Source organism: Rhodococcus sp. NPDC056960, from assembly GCF_042674125.1.
Classification (GTDB): Bacteria; Actinomycetota; Actinomycetes; order Mycobacteriales; family Mycobacteriaceae; genus Rhodococcus_F.
This window is the reverse complement of record NZ_JBHURF010000001.1, coordinates 374,537-399,164: the sequence shown is the minus strand read 5'-3', so window position 1 is coordinate 399,164 and position 24,628 is coordinate 374,537. Positions and strand designations below refer to the sequence as shown.

Below are 24,628 nucleotides of genomic sequence, written 5' to 3'. Positions count from 1 at the left end.
TGTCACTCATCCCGCAACTTCCTCCGCTCCGACCAGCAGCCGGAACAGCACGGCCATCCGCATGTGCACTCCGTTGGTGACCTGTTGCAGCACAGCGGTTCTCGTGGAATCAGCCACCGCCGAGGCGATTTCCATGCCGCGCAGCATCGGGCCGGGGTGCAGCACCACCGCGTGCTCGGGAAGCAGCGCGAGCCGCTTCTCCGACAGGCCGTACGTGATCGAGTACTCCCGCTGGGACGGGAAGAATCCGCCGTTCATCCGTTCCGCCTGCACGCGCAGCATCAGGACGGCGTCGAGTCCGGGAAGTTCCGCGTCCAGCGAATGCGCCACCGAGACCGGCCAGGACGACACCCCCACCGGGAGCAGCGTGGGCGGCGCGACGAGAACGACCTCGGCGCCGAGCATCGACAGCAGCAGGGCATTCGACCGCGCCACCCGGCTGTGCAGGATGTCGCCGACGATGGCGATGCGCTTGCCCTCGATGTCGCCGAGACGCTGGCGCAGCGTGAGCGCGTCGAGCAGCGCCTGGGTGGGATGCTCGTGTGTTCCGTCGCCGGCGTTGATGACGGCGGGCCCGCCGTCGTCCTGACGTCCGGTCCAATTCGCGATCTGGTGGGCGGCACCCGACGCGGGGTGGCGCACGATCAGCGCGTCGGCGCCGGCGGCGCGCAGCGTCATCGCCGTGTCCCGCAGCGATTCGCCCTTGGACACCGACGAACTCGAGGCGCTGACGTTGATCACGTCGGCGCTCATCCACTTCCCGGCGACCTCGAACGACACGCGGGTCCGGGTCGAGTTCTCGAAGAACACGGTCATGACCGTCCGGCCGCGCAGTGTCGGGAGCTTCCGCACCTCGCGCCCGAGCAGGGCCTGTTCGAAGCGTTCGGCCTCGTCGAGAAGTTCGACAGCCGAGTCCCGGGTCAGGTCCGCGATCGACAGCAGGTGCTTCACTTAGCTCTTCCCCCCGGAGATCATGACCGCGTCCCGGCCGTCGTGTTCGCTCAGCAGCACCTTCACGTCCTCGCTGCGGGCGGTGGGCACGTTCTTGCCCACGTAGTCGGCCCGCAGCGGCAGTTCGCGGTGGCCGCGGTCGACGAGGACGGCCAGCTGCACGGCGCGCGGGCGGCCGAGATCGCGCAGGGCGTCGAGGGCCGAGCGCACAGTGCGGCCGGAGAACAGCACGTCGTCGACGAGCACGACCAGTGTGTTGTCGACACCGCCCTCGGGCACCGACGTGCGTTCGAGCGGGCGGTGCGGTTTGGTGCGCAGATCGTCGCGGTACAGGGTGATGTCGAGGGAGCCGACGGGCGGACGCACCCCGGAGAATTCTTCGATCTTCCCGGCGAGGCGCGCTGCGAGCGTCGTGCCCCGGGTGGGGATTCCGATGAGAACGACCCGCGGCGCCTCGCCGTCGGCGGCGTCGATCGCGGTCTTCTCGATGATCTGGTGCGCGATACGCGCAATGGTCCGTCCCACATCGGCTGCGGACAGCAGCTCTCGTGCGGGTTCGACGGACGGGGACGACTCTGGTGTTGATTCCGCCGGTTCCCCGGCAGGGCGAGACCCTTCGGGCACGCGCATACAACGACCTCCTTCTCCGCCTCACTGGACGGATCGTTAAAGGATGCCTGACGCGGACAGCTTATCAGCGCGTCGAATGCGCCAGGCCCGGACCCCTGACCTGCGGACCCGCCGGATCGCCCTCGGGAGGGCCGACCGGCGTGGCGGGTCCGCGGCGGGACACGAACTTACGGGCGGGCGTCGTTCGACTCGTCGGTGGCGGCGGTCTCGGCGCGCCGCGACGTCGCGGCCGCGGCCGACCGCACCTGCGGGGCCACCAGCACGACCTGACCGAGGATGCCGTTGACGAATCCCGGCGACTCGTCGGTGGAGAGCTGCTTGGCCAGCTCCACCGCCTCGTCCACCGCCACGACCGGGGGCACGTCGGTGGCGTGGAACAGCTCCCACACGGCGATGCGCAGGATGGCGCGGTCGACGGCGGGAAGCCGCTCGAGGGTCCAGTCCTGCAGGTGGGAGGAAATCACCTCGTCGAGGCGGTCCAGGTTCTCCGCGACCCCGGTCACCACGGTGACCGTGTACGGCGCGACCGGTGCCACGGAATCGTCCTTGCCGGCCAACTCCGCGCGCTCGGTCGCGAGGTCGACCGGATCGAGATCCCGCGCCTCGGCCTCGAAGAGGAAATCCACGGCGCGCTTGCGGGCCTTGTGCCGTGCGCCGAGTTTCTTATGCGTACCGGACACTCAGGAATTCACACGCCCGAGGTAGTTGCCGTCACGGGAGTCGACCTTCAGCTTGTCACCGGTGTTGATGAACAGCGGAACGTTGATCTCGGCGCCGGTCTCGAGGGTCGCGGGCTTGGTGCCGCCGGTGGAGCGGTCACCCTGCAGACCGGGATCGGTGTGCTGGACCACCAGTTCGACGGTGACGGGCAGTTCCACGAACAGCGGAACGTCCTCGTGCGTCGCGACCTGCACGGCCATGTTCTCGAGCATGAAACGGGCGCCGTCGCCGACGGTGGCCTCGCTGATCGAGATCTGGTCGTAGGTGTCACCGTCCATGAAGATGTAGTCGGTACCGTCGTGGTACAGGTACGTCATGTCGCGACGGTCGACCGTGGCCGTGTCCACCTTGACGCCGGCGTTGAACGTCTTGTCGACGACCTTGCCCGAGAGCACGTTCTTCAACTTGGTGCGCACGAACGCGGGACCCTTGCCGGGCTTCACGTGCTGGAACTCGGTAATCGTCCACAGCTGGCCTTCGATCTGCAGGACCAGGCCGTTCTTGAAATCACTGGTGGAAGCCACTTGCTTCGCGTCTCCTCGATAAGGTCGAAACCGTCTATACGACAGTCAGGTCTTTGGTGGTGAGTGTGAGCAGCTCCGGTCCCTGCTCACGAACCACGAGCGTGTCCTCGATCCGCACGCCTCCGCGCCCGGAGAAGTACACGCCCGGCTCGACGGTCACCGCCGCACCGTCCAGAAGTGTACCGGTGCCGAGCTTGCCGATTCCCGGAGCTTCGTGGATCTCCAGGCCGACGCCGTGTCCGAGGCCGTGCAGGAACAGTTCCCCGTAGCCCGCGTCCTCGATCACCCGGCGTGCGGCGCCGTCGACCGCGGACACCTCGGCACCGGGGTGCAGGGCGTCCCGGCCGGCCTGCTGCGACCGCGCGACCAGCTCGTATACGTCGCGTTGCCAGTCGGCGGCCCGCCCCAAGACGTACGTTCTGGTCATGTCCGAGTGGTATCCGCCCACCTCGGCGCCGAAGTCCAGTTTCACGAAGTCGCCGCTGCGCAGCACCGCCTCCGTCGGGCGGTGATGCGGAATCGCCGAGTGGGCGCCCGCCGCGACGATGGTCTCGAACGAGATGCCGTCGGCGCCGTGCTCGAGCATCAGCGCCTCCAGTTCGCGGCCCACCTCCTTCTCGGTGCGGCCGGGCCGGAGGCCGCCGCGCTCGATCAGATCGGCGAGCGCCGAGTCGGCCGCCGCGCACGCCGTGCGGAGCAACTCGACCTCGTGATCGTCCTTCACCATCCGCAGTTCCTCGACGAGCCCCGGAACGGGATCGAGGCGGGCGTCCGGCGCGAGCAGAGACCAGGCCGCGAACTCGTCCACGGTCACGACGTGACTCTCGAACGCCAACGACGACGGGAACCCGCGCCCGAGCCTGTCGATCAGGTGCGCGGCGCTGGCGCGGTCGATCTCCGCCCGCAGATCGGGAACCTGTTCCGCCACCTGCGTGAGGTAACGGCCGTCGGTGCAGATGACGGTGCGCTCCTCGGCGCCCTCGGCGTCGGCGGCGTGCACGAGCAGCGCGGCATTGGATCCGGTGAACCCGGTGAGGTACCGGATGTTCACCAGATTCGTCACCAGCAGTGCGTCGAGATCCCGGGCGGCGAGGGCCGCGCGCAGCGCCGCGCGCCGCGAACCATGATCAGCAGGCATGTCGTCAAACGTACCGGCAAACCGGCACCCTGCGGGCACGGATCGACGGCCCGCGCCGACGGCGAGAACAGGTTGCAGAGCGCGACCGTGTGGGTTAGGCCACACGCCGCAAATCCCGCTGGTTACGCTGTGCCCATGAATGCGTGGGTGGTACGCGGCCTCGGCATGGCCCTGATACATGTTTTCGTTCGTGTGATCCTCGGTGTGTCGATCACACAGTGGCCCCTTCAGGGTTCCGCTCTGAGATGGCTCGCACTCCTGGTCGTCGTGCTCGTGGCGCTGATCTGGGCGGGAATCGACGGCATCCGGGACCGTCGCCGGAACCCGGATCCGGAGGACGGCGCCGACCTGACGATGTTGTGGCTGAAGGCGGCGCTGCTCGGGGGGATCGTCGCGGGTGTCGGGAGCTGGCTGGCCAACCTCGTCCCGAACCTCAATGTCACGCAGAACTCGTTCTTCTTCGAGATCACGTCCGGGGCCGCCTTCACGGTGTTGCTCATCTTCGTTCCGGCCATGCTCGCCGTGTTCCTCGGCCGGTTCTTCGTCGGCCGCGAGTCCCCGAAGACCGGGAAGGACCGCAGTGAACGGCAGCAGACGGCGCACGGGGCGGGAGCGGCCGCCGGAGCCGCAGCGGGGGGAACCGCGGCCGCCGCCGTCGCCGACGACGAGGGCTACGGCGAGAACTATCCCGGGCAGGCCTACGAGCAGACCGGGTATGCCGGATCCGACGCCGACACGACCGTGTTCGAACCGGTGCACAATTACCGCGAGGACACGTCCGATCTCGATCACACGGAGGGCGGGGACACCGGCTGGCGGGACCCCGTCGACCTCGGCAAGCGCCCGTCGGACGATCAGCGCCGCGACTGACAGACACGGTTCTCCCTCGACGGACAACGCGGCGGTGTGAGCGCATTCGCTCACACCGCCGCGTTCGTCCGTCCGGCCCTATGTCACAGCAGGATGGCCCCGCCGCCCGGCTTCTCCTCGCGGGCAACGGCCGAGTACGCGGCCACCAGCAGAGACGGGTCGGGTCCCTCGAGTCGTCCGGGCTTCGCGAGTCCGTCGAGCACGACGAACCGCAGCACACCGGCCCGGTTCTTCTTGTCGGTCTGCATGCCCTCGACGAGCTGACCGAAGGCGTCCGCATCGTACGTGGTGGGCAGCCCGACCAGTTCGAGGATGGTGCGGTGGCGATCCGCGGTCGCGTCGTCGAGCCGTCCCGCCAGCCGCCCCAGTTCCGCCGCGAACACCAGCCCGACGGACACGGCGGCGCCGTGACGCCAGCGGTACCGCTCGCGGCGTTCGATGGCATGTCCGAGGGTGTGCCCGTAGTTGAGGATCTCGCGGAGGTCGGATTCACGCAGATCCGCGGCCACCACCTTGGCCTTGACCTCCACGGATCGCCGGATCAGTTCGGGCAGAACCGTTCCCGTCGGATCGAGGGCGGCCTCGGGGTCGGCCTCGATCAGGTCGAGGATGACGGGGTCGGCGATGAAGCCGGTCTTCACGACCTCCGCCATGCCGGCGACGATCTCGTTGCGGGGCACCGTCTCCAGCGTCGCCAGATCGATCAGCACGGCCGACGGCTCGTGGAACGACCCGACCAGGTTCTTGCCGGCCTCGGTGTTGATACCCGTCTTGCCGCCGACCGCGGCGTCCACCATCGCGAGCAGCGTCGTGGGCACGTGGATCACCCGCACGCCGCGCATCCACGTCGCCGCGACGAACCCGGCGAGGTCGGTGGCCGCGCCGCCGCCCAGACTGACGACGGCGTCGCTGCGGGTCAGTCCGATCCGGCCCAGCACCTCCCAGCAGAAACCGGCCACGGCCAGGTCCTTGCCGTCCTCCGCGTCCGGGATCTCGATGCGGTGCGCATCGATGCCCTTCTCGGCGAGCGCGGCGCGGACCGCCTCCGCCGTCTCCGCGAGCGGCGGCTGGTGGAAGATCGCCACCGTCCGCGTGCCGGCGAGTTCGTCCACCAACTCGCCGAGCAATCCGCGCCCGATGATGACCGGGTAGGGGTTGGCCGTCTGCACCTGTACGCGTACCGGTTCGGTCACTGTCTGCTGCTCCGCTCCGTCTTGTCCGAGATTCTCGGCTGTCTCTGTTCCGCCGGGACCGCCGCTCATTCGGCGAGTTTCGCCAGCAACTGCTGCACCACCCGGGCGGGGCTCCGCCCGTCCGTGCGGATCCGGATGGAGGCCACCTGCCGGTACAGCGGTCGGCGCTTGCGCATCAACTCGGTGTACTTCTGGCGGGGGTCGCCACCGGCGAGGAGCGGGCGGGCGGTGTTGGTCCCCGTGCGCTTGAGCCCCTCGGCAACGCTGATCTCGAGGTAGATCACCGTCTGGCCCTTCAACAATTCGCGGGTGCGCTCGGACAGGATGGACCCGCCGCCGAGCGAGACGATCCCCTCGTGGCTCTCGATGGCCTTCCGGACGATCTCTTCTTCCAGCGCCCGGAAAGCGGGTTCGCCCTCCTGGACGAAGATCTCGGCGATCGTGCGACCCGCCTCTTCCTCGACCGCCACGTCGGTGTCGAACAGCGGAAGGTCCAATGCCTGCGCGAGGCGCCGTCCGATCGTGGACTTACCTGCTCCCGGCGGACCGACGAGCACGGCTTTCGGTGCCATCACCCGTCACCGCCCCGTTGCGCGGGCGGATTGGATGGTCATCGCGCGAGCCGGGCGGCGACGCCGGACGCGTAGCGCTCGTAGTTGGCGGCCGTTTCCGCGACCGAGTCGCCCCCGAACTTCTCCAGTGCCGCCTGGGCGACGACCAATGCGACCATCGCCTCGGCGACCACACCGGCGGCGGGCACCGCGCACACGTCGGACCGCTGGTGAATGGCCACGGCCTCCTCGCCGGTCGACATGTCGACGGTGGCCAGCGCCCGCGGGACCGTCGAGATCGGCTTCATCGCCGCACGCACGCGGAGCGCCTCACCATTGGTCATGCCGCCCTCGAGGCCACCCGCACGATTGGTCGAACGCAGAATTCCGTCCGGTCCGGGCCGCATCTCGTCGTGTGCCTGGCTGCCACGCCGGCGCGCGGTCTCGAAGCCGTCGCCGACCTCGACACCCTTGATCGCCTGGATACCCATGAGGGCGGACGCGAGACGCGCGTCGAGTCGGTCGGCGCCGCTGATGAACGACCCGAGACCGACGGGGAGACCGTGGATGACCACCTCGACGACGCCACCGAGGGTGTCGCCGTCCCGCTTGGCGGCCTCGATCTCCGCGATCATCGAGTCCTCGGCGGCCTTGTCGAAGGCACGGACCGGGCTGGCGTCGATCGCGGACAGGTCGGATGCGGTGGGTTCGGGTCCGACGTACGGATCGGATGCGCCGATGGAGATGACGTGCGACAGGACCTCCACACCGAACACCTGGCGGAGGAAACCGCGGGCGAACGTCGCGGCCGCGACGCGGGCCGCGGTTTCGCGTGCACTCGCGCGTTCGAGCACCGGGCGGGCGTCGTCGAAGCCGTACTTGAGCATGCCCGAGTAGTCGGCGTGCCCGGGCCGGGGACGGGTGAGCGGCGCATTCCGCGCCTGATCGGCGAGCAGGTCGGCGTCCACCGGGTCGGCGGACATGATGGTTTCCCACTTGGGCCACTCGGTGTTGCCCACCTCGACGGCGATCGGACCGCCGAGCGTGCGCCCGTGTCGCACACCACCGATGATGGTGACCTTGTCGGCCTCGAACTTCATCCGCGCGCCGCGTCCGTAGCCGAGGCGACGTCGCGCGAGTTGGGTCGAGATGTCCTCGGACGTCACTTCGACGCCCGCGACCATCCCCTCGAGCATCGCGACGAGGGCGGGACCATGGGATTCTCCGGCAGTTATCCAGCGCAGCACGTCCAATATCCTTCCATGTCGCCGCGTTCGGCAGTGACGGTGGTCCTCCCAACCGTGTGAGCCCGGTGCCTCGTTCACGTGATGTGCGCGGAGAACAGCGCGACGAGTGTCGCGGCGCACATCGACGGTCCGTGTGGGAGCGGCCGCGGCGCTCGCCGGGCGACGAGGACGACGCAGCCCGCCGTCGCGGTCAGTGCCGGCGCAAGCGCGGCCGCGCACACCCACGCGTCTCCCCCGGCCAGACCGGTCGCCGCACCGACGCCCAGCGCAAGTTTCACGTCACCGGCCCCGAGAGCCCCCGGTGCACCGAGGTACATGGCGAGATACGCCGACGCCAGCAGGAGCCCGCCGAGCACGGCGGCGCCGGCGGATCCGGTCACGGCACCGAAGCCGGCGATCACCAGGAAACCCGGCAGCGTGAGCCGGTTCGGCAACGTTCGCACGCACAGGTCGGTGACCGCGAGAGCGATGCACCACCACCAGAACGCGGTCGCGCACGGCAGCACCCACGGCGCGGCATCGACTCCCCCGGTCCGGACCGTGACCGCGACACCGACGGCGCACACGGCCTCGCACCAGCCCGGCCGGACCCGGCCCCCGTATCGACCGGCGGTCAGACGCGCACACCGTCCCGCACCCGCACCGGCCACCACACTCGTCGCGATCAGCCACCACATGACGATCAGGGTGCGCGCCCCGGCCACCCCGGCGGTCGTGGCGACCTGGCGGAACGACCGGCCTGTGGATAGTTCCCAGCCCTGTGGACAACTAGCCCAGAGCGGCCGCCATGGCCTCCCGCGGCGCCGGGCGCCCGGTAAACTGCTCGACCTGCCCGAACGCCTGGTGCAGCAGCATCGACAGGCCACCGACGACCGTTCCACCGGCCGCCTCGACCGCCGCCGCCAGCGGGGTCGGCCACGGGTCGTAGATCGCATCGAGAACGAACGGCGCCCGCCCGAGGACGTCCGCATACGCGGCGACGGCAGCGGACGGAACGGTGCTGACGAGCGCGGCCGCCTCGGCGCAGCGGGCACCGAGTTCCGGACTGTCGAATCCGAGTAACCGGACGTCGAGGCCCACCGACTCCGCGCAGGCCAGCGCCCCCGCGGCCCGGCCCGCGTCGCGGGCCACCACGGTCACCGACTTCACTCCCATGTCGGCGAGGGCCACGAGCGCCGGACGGGCCGTTCCCCCGGCCCCGACGACGACCGCCTCCGCGTCCGCGATCGTTCCGACGCCGCCCGCGGTGAGTGCACCGCTGACGCCGTCCACATCGGTGCAATCGGCACGCCAGCCGCCGTCGATCCGGACGAGCGTGTTCGCCGAGCCGATCGCGACGGCCCGCTCGGTGCGCTCGGACGCGAACGCGAGTGCCGCGATCTTGCCGGGCATCGTGACGGACAACCCGACCCACTCCGGGCCGAGCCCGGACACCAGGCCGGGAAGCCGCTCCCCGTCGCATTCGATCCGCTCGTACGTCCAGTCGGTCAGGCCCAGCGCGCGATACGCTGCGAGGTGCAGTTGCGGCGAACGCGAATGCGCGATCGGGCTGCCCAGCACCGCAGCCTTGCGTGCGGTCACCATCTCATCGTCCACTGTCGAGAATCCCATTGTTCAGAGCCTGGTCGATGTTGGCCAGGTGTTCTTCGTAGCTCTTCGTGAACAGCGTCGTCCCCTTGGAATCGACTGTCACGAAGTAGATCCAATCGCCCGGCGCCGGTTGCTCGACCGCCTGGAGGGCACCGATACTCGGCGACGAGATCGGCGTGGCAGGCAGACCGGGGCTGGCGTATGTGTTCCACGGCGTCACCTGTGCGCGGTCGGCGTCGGTGGTGGCCAGTTCGGTGGTGTCCAGCGCGTAGTTGACCGTGGAATCGAATTGCAGCGCCTGGTTGACCGCGAGGCGGTTGAGGATGACCCGGGCCACCTTCGAGAAGTCGGCCGGCATCGCCTCGCGTTCCACCAGGGACGCCGCGATCAGCATCTTGTACGGCGTCAGACCGACCTGGTTGCCCGCGGTGAGGATTCCGGTCTTCTCGTAACTCGCGGAACTCTCCGTGACCAGCCGCTGCAAGATGGCGGCGGGACCCGCGGTCGGATCGAAATCCCAACTGCCCGCAGCGATCAGCCCCTCGAGCTGGCGGTCGCGGTCCGGAACCCCGGCGACCGAGTCCTTCGCCCAGTCGGGCACACCCAGCGCGGACAGGTCGCCCGCGCCTGCGGCGTTGAGGTCGTCGTAGCCGATGCAGTGTTCCTGGCCGGCGTCACCCAGGCAGCTGGCCTCGGAGATCAGCGTGTAGATCCCCTTCTTCTTGGCGCCGGTCTGCACGTCGGTCGTGTCGTGGAGTTGCCGGCCCTCGGAGATGATCATGTGCCCGACCCGTGAGGCGGGGTCGACCAGTTCCTGCACGGCGTCCTTCGCCGAAATCTGGGTGGACAGGCTGTAGAAGCCGGGCTGCACCGAGTTCATCGCGTTGCTCTGGACCGCGGCGTTGAAGAAGGCCGATCCGCTGGCGACGACGTCCCGGTCCGCCAGGGCCGACGCGATCTGCTCCGCCGTGTCGCCCGGATGGACCTGCACGACCACTTCGGGACCGCCGGGACCGGCGTAGTCCGCGGGTGCCTCGTTGCCGAAGAACATCTTTCCTCCGACGAACACCATGCCCACCAGCACGATCAGGACCGATGCGGCGGCGAGGACGCCGAACACCTTGCCGCGGCGTGCGCGTCCACGAGCCTGACTGCGGCGCCGCGCCTGCGCACGGGCGTGGCTGCGGGTCGGCGGGATCTCCTCGGGGATCGCGGCGTCGGGGATCGAGGCTTCGGGGATGGCCGCGATGATTTGCGTCTCGGCGTCCGCGAAAGCCCGGTCGTGTTCGGGTTCGCGTTCGAGAGTCTGCTCGTACCCGTCGCCGGAATACGTCTCGGCTCCGTGCGGCTCGCCTACTTCGGCGTGAGCGTCGTCGGCGGATTCACGGTAACCACGCATGTCCCCGTAGGAACGGGGACCGTATCCGTCCTCGTACACGGGTTCGGGGTGGACGGGCCGCTCGTACGCTGGTTGCTCGTGCACCGGCTGTTCGTACACCGGCTCTGTGTGGTCGACGTCCGGCTCCGCGACCTCGTGGTCGTCGTGATCCCGGTCGTCGTAGAGCACCGCGTGTCTGCCGGTGGTGACGACATCATCGTCGTCAGGGGGCGGGGTGTAGTCGACCTGGTCGTCGTCTTCGAGGTAGCGGTGCCGCCGCGGCTGACGGGGAACGTAGTGGAACTCGGTTCGTTCGCCGGCCGGGCGCCGATGATTGCTCACTGGCCTGCCTCCGGTACCTGCACGTCCGCCCCCGAATCCCCTGCGTCCACCGACCTGCTCCGCTCGTCCAACCATCCCTGCAAGATCGCCACCGCCGCAGCCTGGTCGATCACCGGACGCTGGCCTCTCGCACTGACACCGCTCTCGCGAAGCGCCCGCGCGGCAGTGACGGTCGTCAGACGTTCGTCTGCCATCCGCACAGGTACCGGGTCGACCGTCCTTCGCAATCGCTTCGCGAACACCGTAGCGATCGAGGCGGCCTTTCCCCGTTCACCCCGCAAGGTCTGCGGCAGACCGACGATAACCTCCACCGCTTCGTATTCCTCGACAATGTCGGCAATGCGCCGGATATCCGGCGCGTCGGGCCCACGCTCCTTGGACCGCGGCACCGTCTCCACGGGAGTGGCGAGGATCCCGTCGGGGTCGCTCGACGCGACCCCGATCCGGACACTGCCCACATCGATGCCGATGCGCCGACCGCGCCCAGGGTCGTCGACTCCAGGTCGATCCGGACCCTGTTCCGCGCGATCCACCGCTACTGGCTCCCCACCTTGTCCGCGACTTGTCCGCGGACAGCGTCGAGGGCGGCCGCGATTCCGGTGGTGTCCGAGCCGGAACCCTGTGCCATGTCGGCCTTTCCGCCGCCGCGGCCGCCGATCTTCGGCCCGAATTCCTTGACGAGATCACCGGCCGACAGTCCGAGTTCCTGGGCCGCCTTGCTCACCGCTACGACGAACGGAACCTTGCCGTCGACGTCACCGAGCAGCACGACCACTGCGGGCTGCGTGCCGAAGCGGCCACGGATGTCGGTGACGAGCCCGCGCAGGTCGTTGCCCCCGACCCCGGCCGGGGCGGAGTCCGCGACCAGCAGCACCGGCCCGACCCGCTGCGCCTTCTCGACGTACGTGCCCGCGGACGCGAGAACCGCCTGCGCGCGGGTCTGCTCGAGTTCCTTCTCCGCCACCCGAAGTCGTTCCACCAGCGCCTCGACGCGGGCAGGCACCTCTTCCGAGGGCACCTTCAGCGACGACGACAGACCGGCGAGGAGGGCGCGCTCCTTGGCGAGGTAGCGGTAGGAGTCGAGCCCGACGTAGGCCTCGACGCGGCGCACACCGGAACCGACCGACTGTTCGCCGAGCAGCGTCACGTTGCCGATCTGCGCGGAGGTTCCGACGTGAGTTCCGCCACACAGCTCCATCGAGAACGGCCCGCCGATCTCGACGACCCGCACCTCGTCGCCGTAGTTTTCGCCGAACAACGCCATGGCGCCCATCGACTTCGCCTTGTCGAGGTCGGTGACGAACGTGTTCACCGAGTAATCGGCGGCCACGGCCTCGTTCGCGACGACCTCGATGTCCTGCTTCTGCGCTTCCGTCAGCGCGCCCTGCCAGGAGAAGTCGAAACGCAGGTATCCCGGCTTGTTCAGCGAGCCGGCCTGAACTGCGTTGGGGCCCAGCACCTGTCGCAGCGCCGCGTGCACCATGTGGGTGCCGGAGTGGCCCTGGGTGGCACCCTTGCGCCACTCGGCGTCGACCTGCGCGAGCACGACGTCGCCCTCGGTGATCTGGCCTTCCTGCACGGTGACCTTGTGCACCCACAGCTTCTTGGCGATCTTCTGCACGTCGTTGACCTTGACCCGCAGACCCGGACCGGTGAGGGTGCCGAGGTCGGCGATCTGGCCGCCCGCCTCCGCGTACAGGGGGCTGCGGTCGAGGATCACCTCGACGTCCTGGCCCGCCGCCGCGACAGGCACCCGCTGCCCCTGCGAGATCAGCGCGAGAACGTGCGCCTCGGAGACCAGTTCGTGGAATCCGGTGAACTCGGTGGGCCCGCGGTCGAGCAGTTCCTTGTAGACGGTGAGGTCGGCGTGGGCGTGCTTGCGCGCCTGCGCATCGTCCTTCGCGCGCTGCCGCTGCTCCGCCATCAGCGCGCGGAAACCCTCCTCGTCGACCGTCAGTCCCGCCTCGGCCGCCATCTCCAGGGTGAGGTCGATCGGGAAGCCGTACGTGTCGTGGAGCGCGAACGCCTGCTCGCCGCCGATCGTCGACTTGCCCGAGGCCTTCACAGACTCGGCGGCACCTTCGAAGAGCTTGGACCCGGACGTCAGGGTCTTGAGGAACGCGGTCTCCTCGCCGACGGCGACCGTTTCGATCCGGCTGAAGTCGGTGTCGAGGACCGGGTACGACGGAGCCATCGTGTCGCGGACGACGGTAATGAACTCACGCATGCTGGGCTTGTCGGCGCCGAGGAGCTTCGCGGACCGGACGATGCGCCGCAGCAGGCGGCGCAGGACGTAGCCGCGCCCGTCGTTGCCGGGGTTCACTCCGTCGGCGATGAGCATCGCGGCGGTCCGCGCGTGATCGGCGATCACCCGGAAGCGCACGTCGTCGTCGTGACTGGCGCCGTACTTCCGGCCCGACAGTTCCTCGGCCTTCGCGATGACCGGCCGCACGAGATCGGTCTCGTACACGTTGTCGACGCCCTGCAGCAGGAACGCCACCCGCTCGACGCCCATGCCGGTGTCGATGTTCTGCTTGGGCAGCGGACCGAGGATCTCGAAGTTGTCCTTGCTGATTCCGAGCCCGCGCTCGTTCTGCATAAACACGAGATTCCAGATCTCGATGTACCGATCCTCGTCGGCCTCGGGCCCCCCCTCCCGGCCGTAGGCGGGACCGCGGTCGTAGTAGATCTCCGAGCACGGGCCGCACGGGCCGGGGATGCCCATGGACCAGTAGTTGTCGGCCATGCCGCGACGCTGGATCCGCGTCTCGGGGACCCCGACCTCGTCCCGCCAGATGTCGCGGGCCTCGTCGTCGTCGAGGTAGACGGTGACCCAGATCCGTTCCGGGTCGAACCCGTATCCGCCGTCGTCGACGCTCGACGTGAGCAGTGCCCACGCATGCTTGATCGCGTCGCGCTTGAAGTAGTCGCCGAAGGAGAAGTTTCCGGCCATCTGGAAGAACGTGTTGTGCCGTGTGGTGATGCCCACATTCTCGATGTCGAGGGTTCGGACACACTTCTGGACGCTGGCCGCCCTCGGGTACGGCGGGGTCTGCTGGCCGAGGAAGTACGGCACGAACTGGACCATTCCGGCGTTGACGAACAGCAGGTTCGGATCGTCGAGAATCAGCGAGGCGCTGGGTACCTCGGTGTGGCCTGCCTTGACGAAATGGTCGAGGAAGCGCCGGCGAATCTCGTGGGTCTGCACGTCAGTGATCCTTATTGTCTGTCTCGAGGGCAACTACGGTCGCCGGGCGGCTGGGCACACCCGGCACTTCGGCAACATTCAGCTTAACCGGCCACCCTGACGGTTCGTGCCGCGGACGATGGCGCGCAGTTTGCCCACCCGCCCCGCGATGTCGCGCTCACCGCCGTGCGTGGTGGGCTGGTAGTAGTCGACACCGACCAGCTCGTCCGGCGGATACTGCTGCGCCAGCACGCCGTCCGGGTGATCGTGGGGATAGCGGTAGCCGACGGCGTTGCCGAGCTTCGCCGCTCCCGCGTAGTGGCCGTCGCGCAGATGGGGTGGGACGAGCCCGGCGTTTCCGGCCGCGACGTCCGCCATCGCGGCACCCAGCGCGGCGGTGACAGCCCCCGACTTCGGTGCGGTCGCGAGGTGGATGGTGGCCTGGGCGAGGGCGAGGCGGGCCTCCGGCATGCCGATCAGCTGGACCGCCTGCGCGGCGGCGGTCGCGGTCTGCAACGCGGTGGGGTCGGCCATCCCGACGTCCTCGCTGGCGTGGACGACCAGTCGCCGTGCGATGAATCGCGGGTCCTCACCTGCGGTCAGCATCCGCGCCAGGTAGTGCAGGGCCGCGTCGACGTCGGAGCCGCGGATGGACTTGATGAAGGCGCTGATCACGTCGTAGTGCTGATCGCCGTCGCGGTCGTAGCGGACGGCGGCCTTGTCGACGCTCGCCTCCACCGTCGCCAGGTCCAGCAGCACGGGACGCTCGGCGTCGCCGGCCTGGTCGAGCGCCGCCCCGGCCGCCGCCTCGAGTGCGGTGAGCGCGCGCCGGGCGTCACCGGCCGCGAGCCGCACCAGGTGGTCCATGGCGTCGCCCGCGATCTCGATCTCCCCGGCGAGACCGCGCTCGTCGGTGCGGGCGCGGTCGAGGACGTTCTCGACGTCGTCCGCCGTCAGGGACTGCAATTGCAGGACGAGGGAGCGCGACAGCAACGGGGACACCACGGAGAACGACGGGTTCTCGGTGGTGGCGGCCACGAGCAGCACGATCCGGTTCTCCACGGCGGCCAGCAGCGCATCCTGCTGAGTCTTCGAGAAGCGATGCACCTCGTCGATGAACAGCACCGTCTGCTCGCCGGCGAGGAGGCGGCGGCGGGCCAGTTCGATGACGCCGCGCACCTCCTTGACCCCCGCGGACAGGGCGGACAGGGCCTCGAAGCGGCGGCCGGTGGCACCGGAGATCAGCGACGCCAGCGTCGTCTTCCCGGTGCCGGGCGGGCCGTACAGCAGCACGGACGCCGCCCCGGACCCCTCGACGAGGCGCCGCAGCGGCGCCCCGGGACCGAGGAGGTGCTGCTGCCCGACCACCTCGCCGAGGGTGCGGGGGCGCATCCGCACGGCCAGCGGCGCGTGCGGACTCACCGACGCCGGGGACGGGAGGGAATGCGGTGCCGCCGCCTCGTCCGGCCGCGCCGACTCGAACAGTCCTGCCGACTCGTCCTCGCCGACATCGGCTCCGAAAAGATCGCTCACAAGTTCGACGCTACCCGGGACCGCACCGTCCGACCCACTCCGGCCGGGCCGCGGGTCAGCCGACGGACAGTCCCCGGATCGTGTCGGCGATGGTGCGGGCGTGGTGGGCGACCACCGTGTTTCCGGCGTGGTCCGCCGACCGGGCCAGCTTGTCCCAGCGCTGGATCAGCGCCTCGGAGCGCGGCACGGACAGGTGATGCTCGCGGACCGCGGCGATGCGGGTGTGGTTCTCGGGCAGGAACAGGTACGTGCTGAGCCACACCCAGATCAGCTGCGCCTCCACCATGCGCGCCGCGAGGACGTTGTCGTCGGCGAGGGCGGGCCACATGCCCACCACCTCGGCCCGCCACGCCTCGATCATCGCCTGCGTCCGGTCTTCGGAGAGGTCGATGCTGCACAGGCAGCCCGGGAACGAGACCAGCGCATACGCGATGTCGAGCATGGCGTCACGGAAACCGCCCCACTCGTAGTCGAGGAACCGCACACCCTCGTCGTTGACGATGATGTTGTCCGGGCACAGGTCGGACGGGCTGAACGCCCGGAACCGGCCGCTCTCGAACAGTTTGGCGGCGCGCGCGACCTGATCGGTCAGCTCCGGGGAGACGTCGACGCCGAGGATCTCGGCCAGCAGGCGCGGCACGGCAGGCACCGCCCGCTCCACCTGCTCGGCGACGGTATCGTCGCAGTGCGCGACCTCGGCGCGGCGCAGCAACGCGGTGAAGTCTTCTTCGCGGCCCACGGTGGCCGCGTGCATGCGACCGAGCGCCTGGGCCATGGCCATGAGGGTGTTGGTGACGGTGTCGGCGTCGGAGTGCTCGAGCAGGGCACTGATGGGAGTCGCGTCACCGAGGTCGCTGAGCACGAGGAGCCGGGCGTCGAGGTCGGACGCGAGCAGTTCGGCGCCGGGACGGCTGTCCGTCGCCAGCGCGGTCGCGAACTGATACGACACGGCTTCGCGAAGGAAGGCGCTGCCACTGTCTCCGGCCAGGTCGTCGGGATCGACGGCCCGCGCCCCGGACACCCCGGACTCCTCACGGACCTGCTTGATCACCAACGTCCGCGGAAGGGAGAAGGGATTCTCCGCAACCCGCACGCGGAGCACGATGGAGCGGCCACTGCCGCCGAGATCCACGGGATCCACCAGTGTCACGGGTGCGCCGGTGCGGCGGGTCAGCAGCTTCTCGGCTGCGGCAACTACCTCTGAAACGGGGTCTGCCAGTATTGCAGTCATCGCGGACCAACTTACCTGCTAGTGACACGGATCATCGAGTCCTCCTAGGGAAGCCCCGATGAATTTCAGCATTTCGGCTGATCCGGTGCGAGCACTTCCATCGGCGCCACGTCAACCGACACCGCAATGGTGCTGTTTCGTGCCTCTGTGTATATGACACCCCGCAGCGGCGGCACGTCCGCGTAGTCGCGACCCCACGCCACCACCGTGTATCGCTCGTCGACCAGCTGGTCGTTGGTGGGGTCGAAGGCCAGCCACCGGTCCCCCGGCATCCACACGGCCGCCCACGCGTGGGTGGCGTCGACGCCGATCATCCGTTCCTTGCCGGGCGGCGGTTGCGTCGCCAGATAACCGGACACGTACCGGGCGGCGAGCCCCCGGGACCGCAGGCAGGCGATGGCGAGCCGGGCGAAGTCCTGGCACACGCCCGACCGCTTCTCCAGGACCTCCGCGACCCGCGTCGACACGGACGTCGATCCCGACTTGTAGCGGAAGTCGCGGTGGATGCGGGTGGTGAGATCGATCACAGCGTCCACGAGGGGCCGTTCGGGCGGGAAACTCGGGGCCGCGTACTCGCGGACGGCGTCGCCGATCTCGGGGGGTTCGAGATCCAGCACGAATTCCTGCGCCATCGCCCCCTCGGTGCCCACGGGCCGTGACAGCTCCCACGGCGAATTCGCCGGCGCGGTGGTGAGCCTGCCCGTGTCCGGCCCGAACACCTCGACCTCGGATTCGGCCGCCACGACCAGCTCCTCGTGCGGCGTGCTCACCTGGAAGTACAGATTTCGGTTGCCGTACGCGTCGGAGCCGGTGGAGCGGTCCGCGGGTGTCGGTGAGATCTCGACGACCGAACTGACGCACCGTTGTTCGTCGGTGTCGCGCGGCAGCAGGTATCCGCGACCGTACGACGCGGACACCGGCCCCGAATACGTGTAGGTGGTGCGGTGGGTGATCGTGAAGCGGCGCAGCACCGGACGCTCCGCCGCGTCGTCCGCCGGGGGCGGCACGTCCGTCATGCGGGCACACCTCCCTGCGCGGCGCTCCGCGCGGTTCCGCTACCCCACAGCGGCTGGGTGCCCCCGGGCAGCGACAGCTGTCCCTTCAGCATCACGTCGGACAGCTCGCGCAGCAGTGCGCGCACGGTGGTCGTCAGCTCCCCCAGCTCCTTCCGGGATCCGGTGGCGTCGACCGATTCGAGTCGGGCGGGGTCGACGCGCCGCACGGTGTTGATCATGTCCTCGACGAGCCGCTCGGCGCGGGACGCACCCGAGGCATCCGGCAGTGCGGCGAGATTCGCGCGCAGCGCCTCGAGCTGGAATGCCAGCGACCGAGGGTTCTTCACGTCGAACAGCAGCAATTCGGCGACGGCGGCCGGGCGGATGCTCCGGTTGCGGCGACGGTAGACCACCGCGCTCTCGGTGGCGACGAGCAGCGAGTCGATCACCGCGCGTTCGGTCGCGGCGTCCGTCGCCCGGCGCAGCGTCGACTCCACCAGCGCGACGAGGGTCGACGCCCGCTCGATCCGTTTGCCGATGTCCATGACGTGCCAGCCGGTGTCGCGGACCAGGGATTCCGCCGCGACACCCGACAGGGCGAGCATCCCCCCGAGCACCGCGGACTGCGCCTCGAACAACACGGACCCGTCGTCGACCGGGTCCGCGGCGACCTGCCCGAGCACGCGCTCGACCGAACCGAGCACGGCCCAGATGTCATTGGACAGTTGCCCGCGCACCGCACGGGCGGCCTGCTCGACGCCGCGGACCGCGTGCGCGAGCGACCCGTCCCGATTCCTGTCGGCCGTCAGCGATCGGAACTCGGACCGCACCCGCACCTGATCGGCGACCGGATCGGAGTCGGCGCCCCGGTCGAACCCGTCCGCGGGGTAGTGGTCGGCGTCCGCGACCCGCAAAACCGTGTCGAGCAGGATCGGCAGGCTGCCGCCCCCGGCCAGCCACGGCCGCAACCGGTAGTCGCGGTACTTCTCGCCCACGGCGATCATCAGTCGTGCGGTTCCCTCGGCGCGCTCGGCGAACCGGCCCATCCAGAACAGTTCGGTGAGCGCGCGGGGCGACGTCATCAGATCGGACGTCGTCGCCGCGTAGACGGGCAGGGCGTCGCCGTCCCGCTCCCGGTCCGCGCCGTCCCCCGCCTCGGTGGATCCGGTCCGCTGGGCCAGCCGGACCCACACGTCCTTCGCACCGGCATGGCGGCGGTCCCCGCGCTCGGCGCCAGGGACCAGAGACGTGCCGAGACCACCGGCCATCGGGGTGTATCCCACCCGCTGCGCGACGCTGAACAACCGCATCCCGACCGGCGCGAGGACGACGCCGCCCGACCCGTCGGCGGCGGGCGCGTACGACGGGTCCGGGACGATCTGCCCCACCCACCGGTCGGGTTCGGCGCGCACCCGGTCCAGCACGGCCTCCCGGTCGTCGTCGCCGAGTTCCGCGGGCAGGACCGGCGATCCGCCGCGCACCTCCCGCAGCACCATCGACGACGCGTTCGCCAGGATGTGGGACAGCTCGGACCGGTCGCCACCCCAGAACGTCGGCGCCGACGGGAGGTGGAGGTCCTCGCCCAGCAGCCGGCGGCACAGGTCCGGAAGCAGCCGGGTGAGCACGGGATTCTCGAGGATCCCGCTGCCCAGTGTGTTGACGACGGTCACCGCGCCCCGACGCAGCACCTCCACGAGCCCGACCACGCCGGACCGGGAGTCGGGACGCAGGTCGAGGGGGTCGGTGAGGTCCGCATCGACGCGCCGCACGATCACGTCGACGCGTTCCAGGTTGCCGAGGGACCGCATCCACACGTGGCCGTCGCGGACCACCAGATCGGCGCTCTCCACGAGCGGGAAGCCGAGGACCGTCGCGAGATACGCCTGGTCGAACGCCGCCTCGGAGCGGGTGCGGGGGCTGAGCACGACGACCAGGGGGTCCTCGGTGCCGGCGGGGGCGGCATCGATCGCCGCGAGCCGCATCGACTGAGCGAACGAGGACAGCGGGCGCGGACCCACCGTCTCGTAGATTCCGGGCATCGCCCGGGCGATGACCCGGCGATCCGCCATCGCGTACCCGGCACCGGCCGGGGACTGCGTGTGGTCGCGCAGTGCGTGGAACGTTCCGTCGGCCCCGCGGCCGACGTCGAGTCCGTGCAGGAACAGTTGATGCCGTCCCGGCACCGTGATGCCGTGCGCCGCCCGGACGTAGCCGGGGTGCCCGAACACCGTGCGAGCGGGGACGGCGCCGCTGCGGACGAGCGTCATGGGACCGTACAGATCCCCGAGCACCGCGTCGAGGAGTCGTGAGCGCTGGACGAAGCCCGCTTCCAGGTGCTCCCACTCGTCGGCCGCCACCACCAGCGGGACGGCGTCGACCTCCCAGCGCGGCGGAGCGGTCGGGACGTCCGAGCCGTCGAGCGGGTTGTAGGTGATGCCGTGGTTGTCGACGAGAAGCCGGATGCGGGACTGCAGGCGGCGGACGGCGTCCGGTCCGCTGCCGGCGAAGTCCTCGGCCAACTCGGCCCACGGTTCCCGGACCGCGCCGTCGCGGCCGAAGAGTTCGTCGTATCCCCCGCCGTCGTGCGGTGTGAGGCTCATCGGATCCTCCGCGGCGACAGGGGGCGCTCTTTCCGCGCCTGTTCGAGGAGGCGCCGCGGATCGCTGCCCTTGCGCAGCCGGAGCGCCAGCACGAGGACTCCGGCGACCACGATGCCGACCATGTTCACACCGAGCTGCAGCGCCGCCAGCGCCGCGACACGCCATTCGCCGACGGTGACCGCGACGACGGCGAAGCCGGCCGCGGGAACGGTGGTGACGGAGATGAACACACCGACGAGGGCCGCCGACTTCGCGGACACGAGCGCGAGCATTCCGGCGCCGCCGGCAAGGAGTGCGACCACCAGGGACAGCGGGCCCACCCGGTAGATGAAATCGACCTGGTCGAGGGCCTCGATGCTCTCGAAATTCATCCAGCCGATCCGCTCCATCAGCAGGGTCGCGATCAGCGTCGCCGCCATCGCGAACGGGAAACCGCAGAGCAGTGCGATCAGCGACCGTCGGGCCAGACTGAGCTTGCGCCGCATCAGGGCGACGGCCAGCGCGGCGAGGGGACCGAATTCGGGACCCACCACCATGGCCCCGACGACGGTGATCGGCGAGTCGGTCACCACGCCCACCGAGGCGAGCAGGCAGGCGATGGTGAGGAACGCCAGGAACGTGCCGTTGAGCGTCGACTCCTCGCGGGTCCGGCTGACCAGTTCCTCCCAGACGACGCTGTCCGCGGGGTCTCCCGGGGCCGCCTTCTCCGCGTCCCGGGCGGCTTTCGACAGCACCGTCTCGACGGGTTCCACCGTGATCGCGCCGGTGCGCGCGATGCCGAGCGCCTCCAGCGCGTCGATCACGTCGTTCGCCGACTCGCGGGCGACGTCAGCCTGGATCGCGTCGCCGGCCGGGTCGATCGCGGCGTCGCGGAGCACCACCACGTGGGTGGCGCCGGGTTCCGCGGCGAGCACACCGAGGACGTCCTCGGTGCGCTCGGCCGGACAGATCACTCGCAGGTGCAACATCGTGTCCCCCGGCTGTTCCGCGTCGTCCGCTCGTTCGGGTACCTCCGGCCTGGAGCGCCGGAGGTCCCGCCTACTTGGCGGCGGGTGCGTCCGCCTTGGCCGCCGCCTCGCCCTTCGGCTCCGGCTTGGCGTCGACACCGGATTCCTTGCGCTGCTGCGCGGTGATCGGAGCCGGCGCGCTGGTCAGCGGATCGACGCCGCCACCCGACTTCGGGAACGCAATGACCTCACGGATCGAGTCGACACCGGCCAGCAGCGCGGTGATGCGGTCCCAGCCGAACGCGATTCCACCGTGCGGCGGGGCACCGAACGCGAAGGCGTCGAGCAGGAACCCGAACTTCTCCTCGGCCTCGTCGTGGGAGATCCCCATCACCTTGAACACCCGTTCCTGAATGTCCTTGCGGTGGATACGAATACTGCCGCCGCCGATCTCGTTGCCGTTGCAGACGATGTCGTAGGCGTACGCGAGAGCGGAACCCGGGTCGGTATCGAACGTGTCGATCGACTCCGGCTTGGGCGAGGTGAACGCGTGGTGCACCGCCGTCCAGGCGCTGTACCCGAGCGCGACGTCGCCGCTCGCGGTGGCGTCCGCGGTCGGCTCGAACAGCGGCGCGTCGACGACCCACACGAACGCCCACGCGTCCGGGTCGATGAGGTTCTGCTTGCGGGCGATCTCGCCGCGCGCGGCGCCGAGCAGCGCCCGCGACGACTTGGTGGCACCGGCCGCGAAGAAGATGCAGTCGCCCGGCTTCGCGTCGACGTGCGCGGCGAGTCCCTCACGTTCGGCGTCGGTGAGGTTCTTGGCCACCGGCCCGCCGAGGGTGCCGTCCTCGCCGACCAGCACGTACGCCAGGCCCTTGGCTCCGCGCTGCTTCGCCCATTCCTGCCACGCGTCGAGCTGCTTGCGCGGCTGGCTCGCACCGCCGGGCATGACGACCGCGCCGACGTACTCCTGCTGGAAGACGCGGAACGTGGTGTCCGTGAAGAACTCGGCGCACTCGACGAGTTCGACCCCGAAGCGCAGGTCCGGCTTGTCGGAACCGTACCGGCGCATCGCCTCGGCGTACGTCATCCGCGCAATCGGCGTCTTGATCTCGTGCCCGACCAGCTTCCACAGCGACGCCAGCACCTCCTCGGCGAGGAGGATCACGTCGTCCTGGTTGACGAAGCTCATCTCGATGTCGAGCTGGGTGAACTCGGGCTGACGGTCCGCGCGGAAGTCCTCGTCGCGGTAGCAGCGCGCGATCTGGTAGTAGCGTTCGATGCCACCGACCATGAGCAGCTGCTTGAACAGCTGCGGGCTCTGCGGCAGCGCGTAGAAGCTGCCCGGCTGCAGCCGCGCGGGTACCAGGAAGTCGCGGGCGCCTTCCGGCGTCGACCGCGTCAACGTGGGCGTCTCCACCTCGACGAACTCGTGGTGCGCGAGGACGGCGCGGGCCGCGGCGTTGACCTTGGACCGCAACCGGATGGCGTGACCGGGGCCCTCCCGGCGCAGGTCCAGGTAGCGGTACTTCAGGCGTGCTTCCTCACCGGCCTGGTCGTCCAGCTGGAACGGCAGCGGCGCGCTCTCGTTGAGGACCTCGAGTTCGGTGACGTTGACCTCGATGGCACCGGTCGGGATCTCGAAGTTCTGGTTGCCCTCGGGACGCACCTCGACGACACCGGTGACCTTGACGCAGTACTCGGCGCGCAGGCGGTGTGCCTGCTCGGCGGCCGCGCCTTCACGGAACACCACCTGGGCCACGCCCGACGCGTCACGTAGGTCGATGAAGATCACCCCGCCGTGATCACGACGCCTGGCAACCCAACCGGTGAGGGTTACGGTCTGCTGGGCCTGCTCGGCTCGCAATGAACCGGCGAGATGTGTGCGCAGCACGGGATTCCTTTCGAAACATGGGGCAAGCTACTTCGTTGGCTGAGATCCTACGGAGACACCGTGCGTGAGCGGAAACGCATACCCGCTTCACGTGCGAGGCTCGATCGGCCCGCACCGGCAAAGTGAAGAGAAAGCGACGACACATGACCTTCAACGAGGGCGCCCGCATGGACTCCGGCAGGGTGTCGGTCGGAGGCGGAGGCGGCGGGGGTGGTCTCGGCGGAAAATTCGCGATGGGGGGCGGCGCGGGCGGTCTGATCGTGCTCGTTCTCGCACTGCTTCTCGGCGGTGATCCGGGTTCGCTGCTCGGCGGCCTCAGCGGCGCGACGGATTCTTCGGCGCAGAGTTCGGCCGGCCTCGAGGGATGTGAAACCGGCGCCGACGCCAACCGCGACGTGAACTGCCGCGTCGTGTTCACCGCGGGCAGCCTCGACTCCGTGTGGGGTCAGGAGCTCGCGCAGCAGACCGGCACCGCGTACGTTCCGCCGGAGGTCGTGCTGTTCTCCGGGTCGGTGAACACCGGCTGCGGCAACGCCACCAGCGACGTCGGCCCGTTCTACTGCCCGGCGGACTCCACGGCGTACTTCGACACGAGCTTCTTCCAGCTTCTCGTCGACCGTTTCGGGTCCAGCGGCGGACCGCTCGCGCAGGAATACGTCGTGGCGCACGAGTTCGGTCACCACATCCAGAACCAGCTCGGCGACATCGGGCGGGCGCAGGCCGATCCACGGGGCGCCGACTCCGCGGCGGTCCGGACCGAATTGCAGGCCGACTGCTACGCGGGTGTGTGGGCCCACTACGCCGACACTCTCCCCGGCCCCGACGGCGGACCGCCGTTCCTCGACACCCTCACCGACGACGACATCAAAGACGCACTTTCCGCCGCCTCGTCGGTCGGTGACGACCGCATCCAGGCGTCCGCGGGCACACGCGTGAACCCGGAGGGGTGGACGCACGGCTCCTCGGAGCAACGCCAGAAGTGGTTCGCCACCGGCTACCGGACCGGCCAGCTGCAGGCCTGCGACACCTACTCGGCACGCGACCTGAACAACCCGCCCGCGTTGCGCTGAGCACCCGTTCCACCGACAAACATTTTTGTCTTGA

General features: G+C 69.6%; 21 protein-coding genes. 2 read left to right on the top strand and 19 right to left on the bottom strand.

From position 1 onward, the window contains the following. Positions 1 to 6: 6 nt before the first annotated feature. The 5 genes from ACFTWF_RS01975 to ACFTWF_RS01955 form a co-directional block, all read right to left on the bottom strand. A complete protein-coding gene (locus tag ACFTWF_RS01975) occupies positions 7 to 951 on the bottom strand; it encodes an aspartate carbamoyltransferase catalytic subunit (protein ID WP_378459595.1) in 945 nt (314 codons plus the stop codon). Beyond that, positions 952 to 1,581 carry a bifunctional pyr operon transcriptional regulator/uracil phosphoribosyltransferase PyrR gene (gene pyrR, locus ACFTWF_RS01970; RefSeq protein ID WP_378459594.1) on the bottom strand — a complete coding sequence of 210 codons (630 nt, stop codon included), beginning with the start codon at positions 1,579 to 1,581 and terminating at the stop codon, positions 952 to 954. Positions 1,582 to 1,748: 167 nt separating this feature from the next. Continuing rightward, positions 1,749 to 2,261: a transcription antitermination factor NusB gene (gene nusB, locus ACFTWF_RS01965; protein ID WP_185729447.1), complete on the bottom strand. Its 513-nt coding sequence runs from the start codon at positions 2,259 to 2,261 to the stop codon at positions 1,749 to 1,751. Continuing rightward, positions 2,262 to 2,825, bottom strand: a complete 564-nt coding sequence (efp, locus tag ACFTWF_RS01960; protein WP_005241702.1) for an elongation factor P — start codon at positions 2,823 to 2,825, stop codon at positions 2,262 to 2,264. 34 nt (positions 2,826 to 2,859) lie between these two features. Then, positions 2,860 to 3,963, bottom strand: coding sequence for an aminopeptidase P family protein (locus tag ACFTWF_RS01955; protein ID WP_378459593.1), 1,104 nt, complete (start codon positions 3,961 to 3,963; stop codon positions 2,860 to 2,862). A 135-nt stretch (positions 3,964 to 4,098) separates the two neighbouring features. On the opposite strand from ACFTWF_RS01955, the gene ACFTWF_RS01950 reads away from it, so the two are divergent. Further along, positions 4,099 to 4,833, top strand: coding sequence for a B-4DMT family transporter (locus ACFTWF_RS01950; RefSeq protein ID WP_378459592.1), 735 nt, complete (start codon positions 4,099 to 4,101; stop codon positions 4,831 to 4,833). An 83-nt stretch (positions 4,834 to 4,916) separates the two neighbouring features. On the opposite strand, the gene aroB is transcribed toward ACFTWF_RS01950, so the two are convergent. The 14 genes from aroB to aspS all read right to left on the bottom strand — a co-directional run bounded on the left by aroB (position 4,917) and on the right by aspS (position 23,524). Next, positions 4,917 to 6,026 (bottom strand): 3-dehydroquinate synthase, encoded by a 1,110-nt coding sequence (gene aroB, locus ACFTWF_RS01945; protein ID WP_378459591.1) that lies wholly within the window; start codon positions 6,024 to 6,026, stop codon positions 4,917 to 4,919. 65 nt (positions 6,027 to 6,091) lie between these two features. After that, complete coding sequence (locus tag ACFTWF_RS01940; RefSeq protein ID WP_185729443.1) at positions 6,092 to 6,598, bottom strand: shikimate kinase; 507 nt, start codon at positions 6,596 to 6,598, stop codon at positions 6,092 to 6,094. Positions 6,599 to 6,636: 38 nt separating this feature from the next. Then, entirely contained in the window at positions 6,637 to 7,824 is a 1,188-nt protein-coding gene (gene aroC / locus ACFTWF_RS01935) for a chorismate synthase (RefSeq protein WP_185729442.1), read from the bottom strand. Positions 7,825 to 7,898: 74 nt separating this feature from the next. Then, the gene (locus tag ACFTWF_RS01930) at positions 7,899 to 8,501 is read right to left on the bottom strand and encodes a prepilin peptidase (RefSeq protein WP_378459784.1); all 603 of its coding nucleotides are present in this window, start codon (positions 8,499 to 8,501) and stop codon (positions 7,899 to 7,901) included. Between the two features lie 91 nt (positions 8,502 to 8,592). Continuing rightward, complete coding sequence (locus tag ACFTWF_RS01925; protein WP_378459783.1) at positions 8,593 to 9,420, bottom strand: shikimate dehydrogenase; 828 nt, start codon at positions 9,418 to 9,420, stop codon at positions 8,593 to 8,595. Next, the gene (locus ACFTWF_RS01920) at positions 9,410 to 11,134 is read right to left on the bottom strand and encodes an endolytic transglycosylase MltG (RefSeq protein ID WP_378459590.1); all 1,725 of its coding nucleotides are present in this window, start codon (positions 11,132 to 11,134) and stop codon (positions 9,410 to 9,412) included. Before ACFTWF_RS01920 ends, ACFTWF_RS01925 begins: the two co-directional genes overlap by 11 nt. Then, positions 11,131 to 11,667, bottom strand: coding sequence for a Holliday junction resolvase RuvX (gene ruvX / locus ACFTWF_RS01915; RefSeq protein ID WP_378459589.1), 537 nt, complete (start codon positions 11,665 to 11,667; stop codon positions 11,131 to 11,133). Before ruvX ends, ACFTWF_RS01920 begins: the two co-directional genes overlap by 4 nt. A 2-nt stretch (positions 11,668 to 11,669) precedes the next feature. Beyond that, positions 11,670 to 14,342, bottom strand: a complete 2,673-nt coding sequence (gene alaS / locus ACFTWF_RS01910; RefSeq protein ID WP_378459588.1) for an alanine--tRNA ligase — start codon at positions 14,340 to 14,342, stop codon at positions 11,670 to 11,672. Between the two features lie 78 nt (positions 14,343 to 14,420). Next, positions 14,421 to 15,854 carry a replication-associated recombination protein A gene (locus ACFTWF_RS01905; RefSeq protein WP_378459587.1) on the bottom strand — a complete coding sequence of 478 codons (1,434 nt, stop codon included), beginning with the start codon at positions 15,852 to 15,854 and terminating at the stop codon, positions 14,421 to 14,423. Between the two features lie 55 nt (positions 15,855 to 15,909). Continuing rightward, positions 15,910 to 17,085: a phosphotransferase family protein gene (locus ACFTWF_RS01900; RefSeq protein ID WP_378459586.1), complete on the bottom strand. Its 1,176-nt coding sequence runs from the start codon at positions 17,083 to 17,085 to the stop codon at positions 15,910 to 15,912. A 65-nt stretch (positions 17,086 to 17,150) separates the two neighbouring features. Continuing rightward, positions 17,151 to 18,101 carry a transglutaminase N-terminal domain-containing protein gene (locus ACFTWF_RS01895; protein WP_378459585.1) on the bottom strand — a complete coding sequence of 317 codons (951 nt, stop codon included), beginning with the start codon at positions 18,099 to 18,101 and terminating at the stop codon, positions 17,151 to 17,153. Next, positions 18,098 to 20,680, bottom strand: a complete 2,583-nt coding sequence (locus tag ACFTWF_RS01890; RefSeq protein WP_378459584.1) for a circularly permuted type 2 ATP-grasp protein — start codon at positions 20,678 to 20,680, stop codon at positions 18,098 to 18,100. The genes ACFTWF_RS01895 and ACFTWF_RS01890 overlap by 4 nt, the downstream gene beginning before the upstream one ends. Further along, entirely contained in the window at positions 20,677 to 21,648 is a 972-nt protein-coding gene (locus tag ACFTWF_RS01885; RefSeq protein WP_378459583.1) for a DUF389 domain-containing protein, read from the bottom strand. The genes ACFTWF_RS01890 and ACFTWF_RS01885 overlap by 4 nt, the downstream gene beginning before the upstream one ends. 70 nt (positions 21,649 to 21,718) lie before the next feature. Continuing rightward, positions 21,719 to 23,524 (bottom strand): aspartate--tRNA ligase, encoded by a 1,806-nt coding sequence (aspS, locus tag ACFTWF_RS01880; protein WP_378459582.1) that lies wholly within the window; start codon positions 23,522 to 23,524, stop codon positions 21,719 to 21,721. 143 nt (positions 23,525 to 23,667) lie between these two features. Here aspS and ACFTWF_RS01875 point away from each other — a divergent pair, with 143 nt between their 5' ends. Beyond that, positions 23,668 to 24,594 carry a neutral zinc metallopeptidase gene (locus ACFTWF_RS01875; RefSeq protein ID WP_378459581.1) on the top strand — a complete coding sequence of 309 codons (927 nt, stop codon included), beginning with the start codon at positions 23,668 to 23,670 and terminating at the stop codon, positions 24,592 to 24,594. The last annotated feature ends 34 nt before the right edge of the window (positions 24,595 to 24,628 follow it).

What these genes read in the sequence shown, in the direction of transcription:
- pyrR (WP_378459594.1), bottom strand. Translation starts at nt 1,581, where the DNA reads ATGCGCGTGCCCGAAGGGTCTCGCCCTGCCGGGGAACCGGCGGAATCA.
- ACFTWF_RS01955 (WP_378459593.1), bottom strand. Translation starts at nt 3,963, where the DNA reads ATGCCTGCTGATCATGGTTCGCGGCGCGCGGCGCTGCGCGCGGCCCTC.
- ACFTWF_RS01950 (WP_378459592.1), top strand. Translation starts at nt 4,099, where the DNA reads ATGAATGCGTGGGTGGTACGCGGCCTCGGCATGGCCCTGATACATGTT.
- ACFTWF_RS01940 (WP_185729443.1), bottom strand. Translation starts at nt 6,598, where the DNA reads ATGGCACCGAAAGCCGTGCTCGTCGGTCCGCCGGGAGCAGGTAAGTCC.
- ACFTWF_RS01930 (WP_378459784.1), bottom strand. Translation starts at nt 8,501, where the DNA reads ATGTGGTGGCTGATCGCGACGAGTGTGGTGGCCGGTGCGGGTGCGGGA.
- ACFTWF_RS01900 (WP_378459586.1), bottom strand. Translation starts at nt 17,085, where the DNA reads ATGACTGCAATACTGGCAGACCCCGTTTCAGAGGTAGTTGCCGCAGCC.
- ACFTWF_RS01895 (WP_378459585.1), bottom strand. Translation starts at nt 18,101, where the DNA reads ATGACGGACGTGCCGCCCCCGGCGGACGACGCGGCGGAGCGTCCGGTG.
- ACFTWF_RS01890 (WP_378459584.1), bottom strand. Translation starts at nt 20,680, where the DNA reads ATGAGCCTCACACCGCACGACGGCGGGGGATACGACGAACTCTTCGGC.
- ACFTWF_RS01885 (WP_378459583.1), bottom strand. Translation starts at nt 21,648, where the DNA reads ATGTTGCACCTGCGAGTGATCTGTCCGGCCGAGCGCACCGAGGACGTC.
- ACFTWF_RS01875 (WP_378459581.1), top strand. Translation starts at nt 23,668, where the DNA reads ATGACCTTCAACGAGGGCGCCCGCATGGACTCCGGCAGGGTGTCGGTC.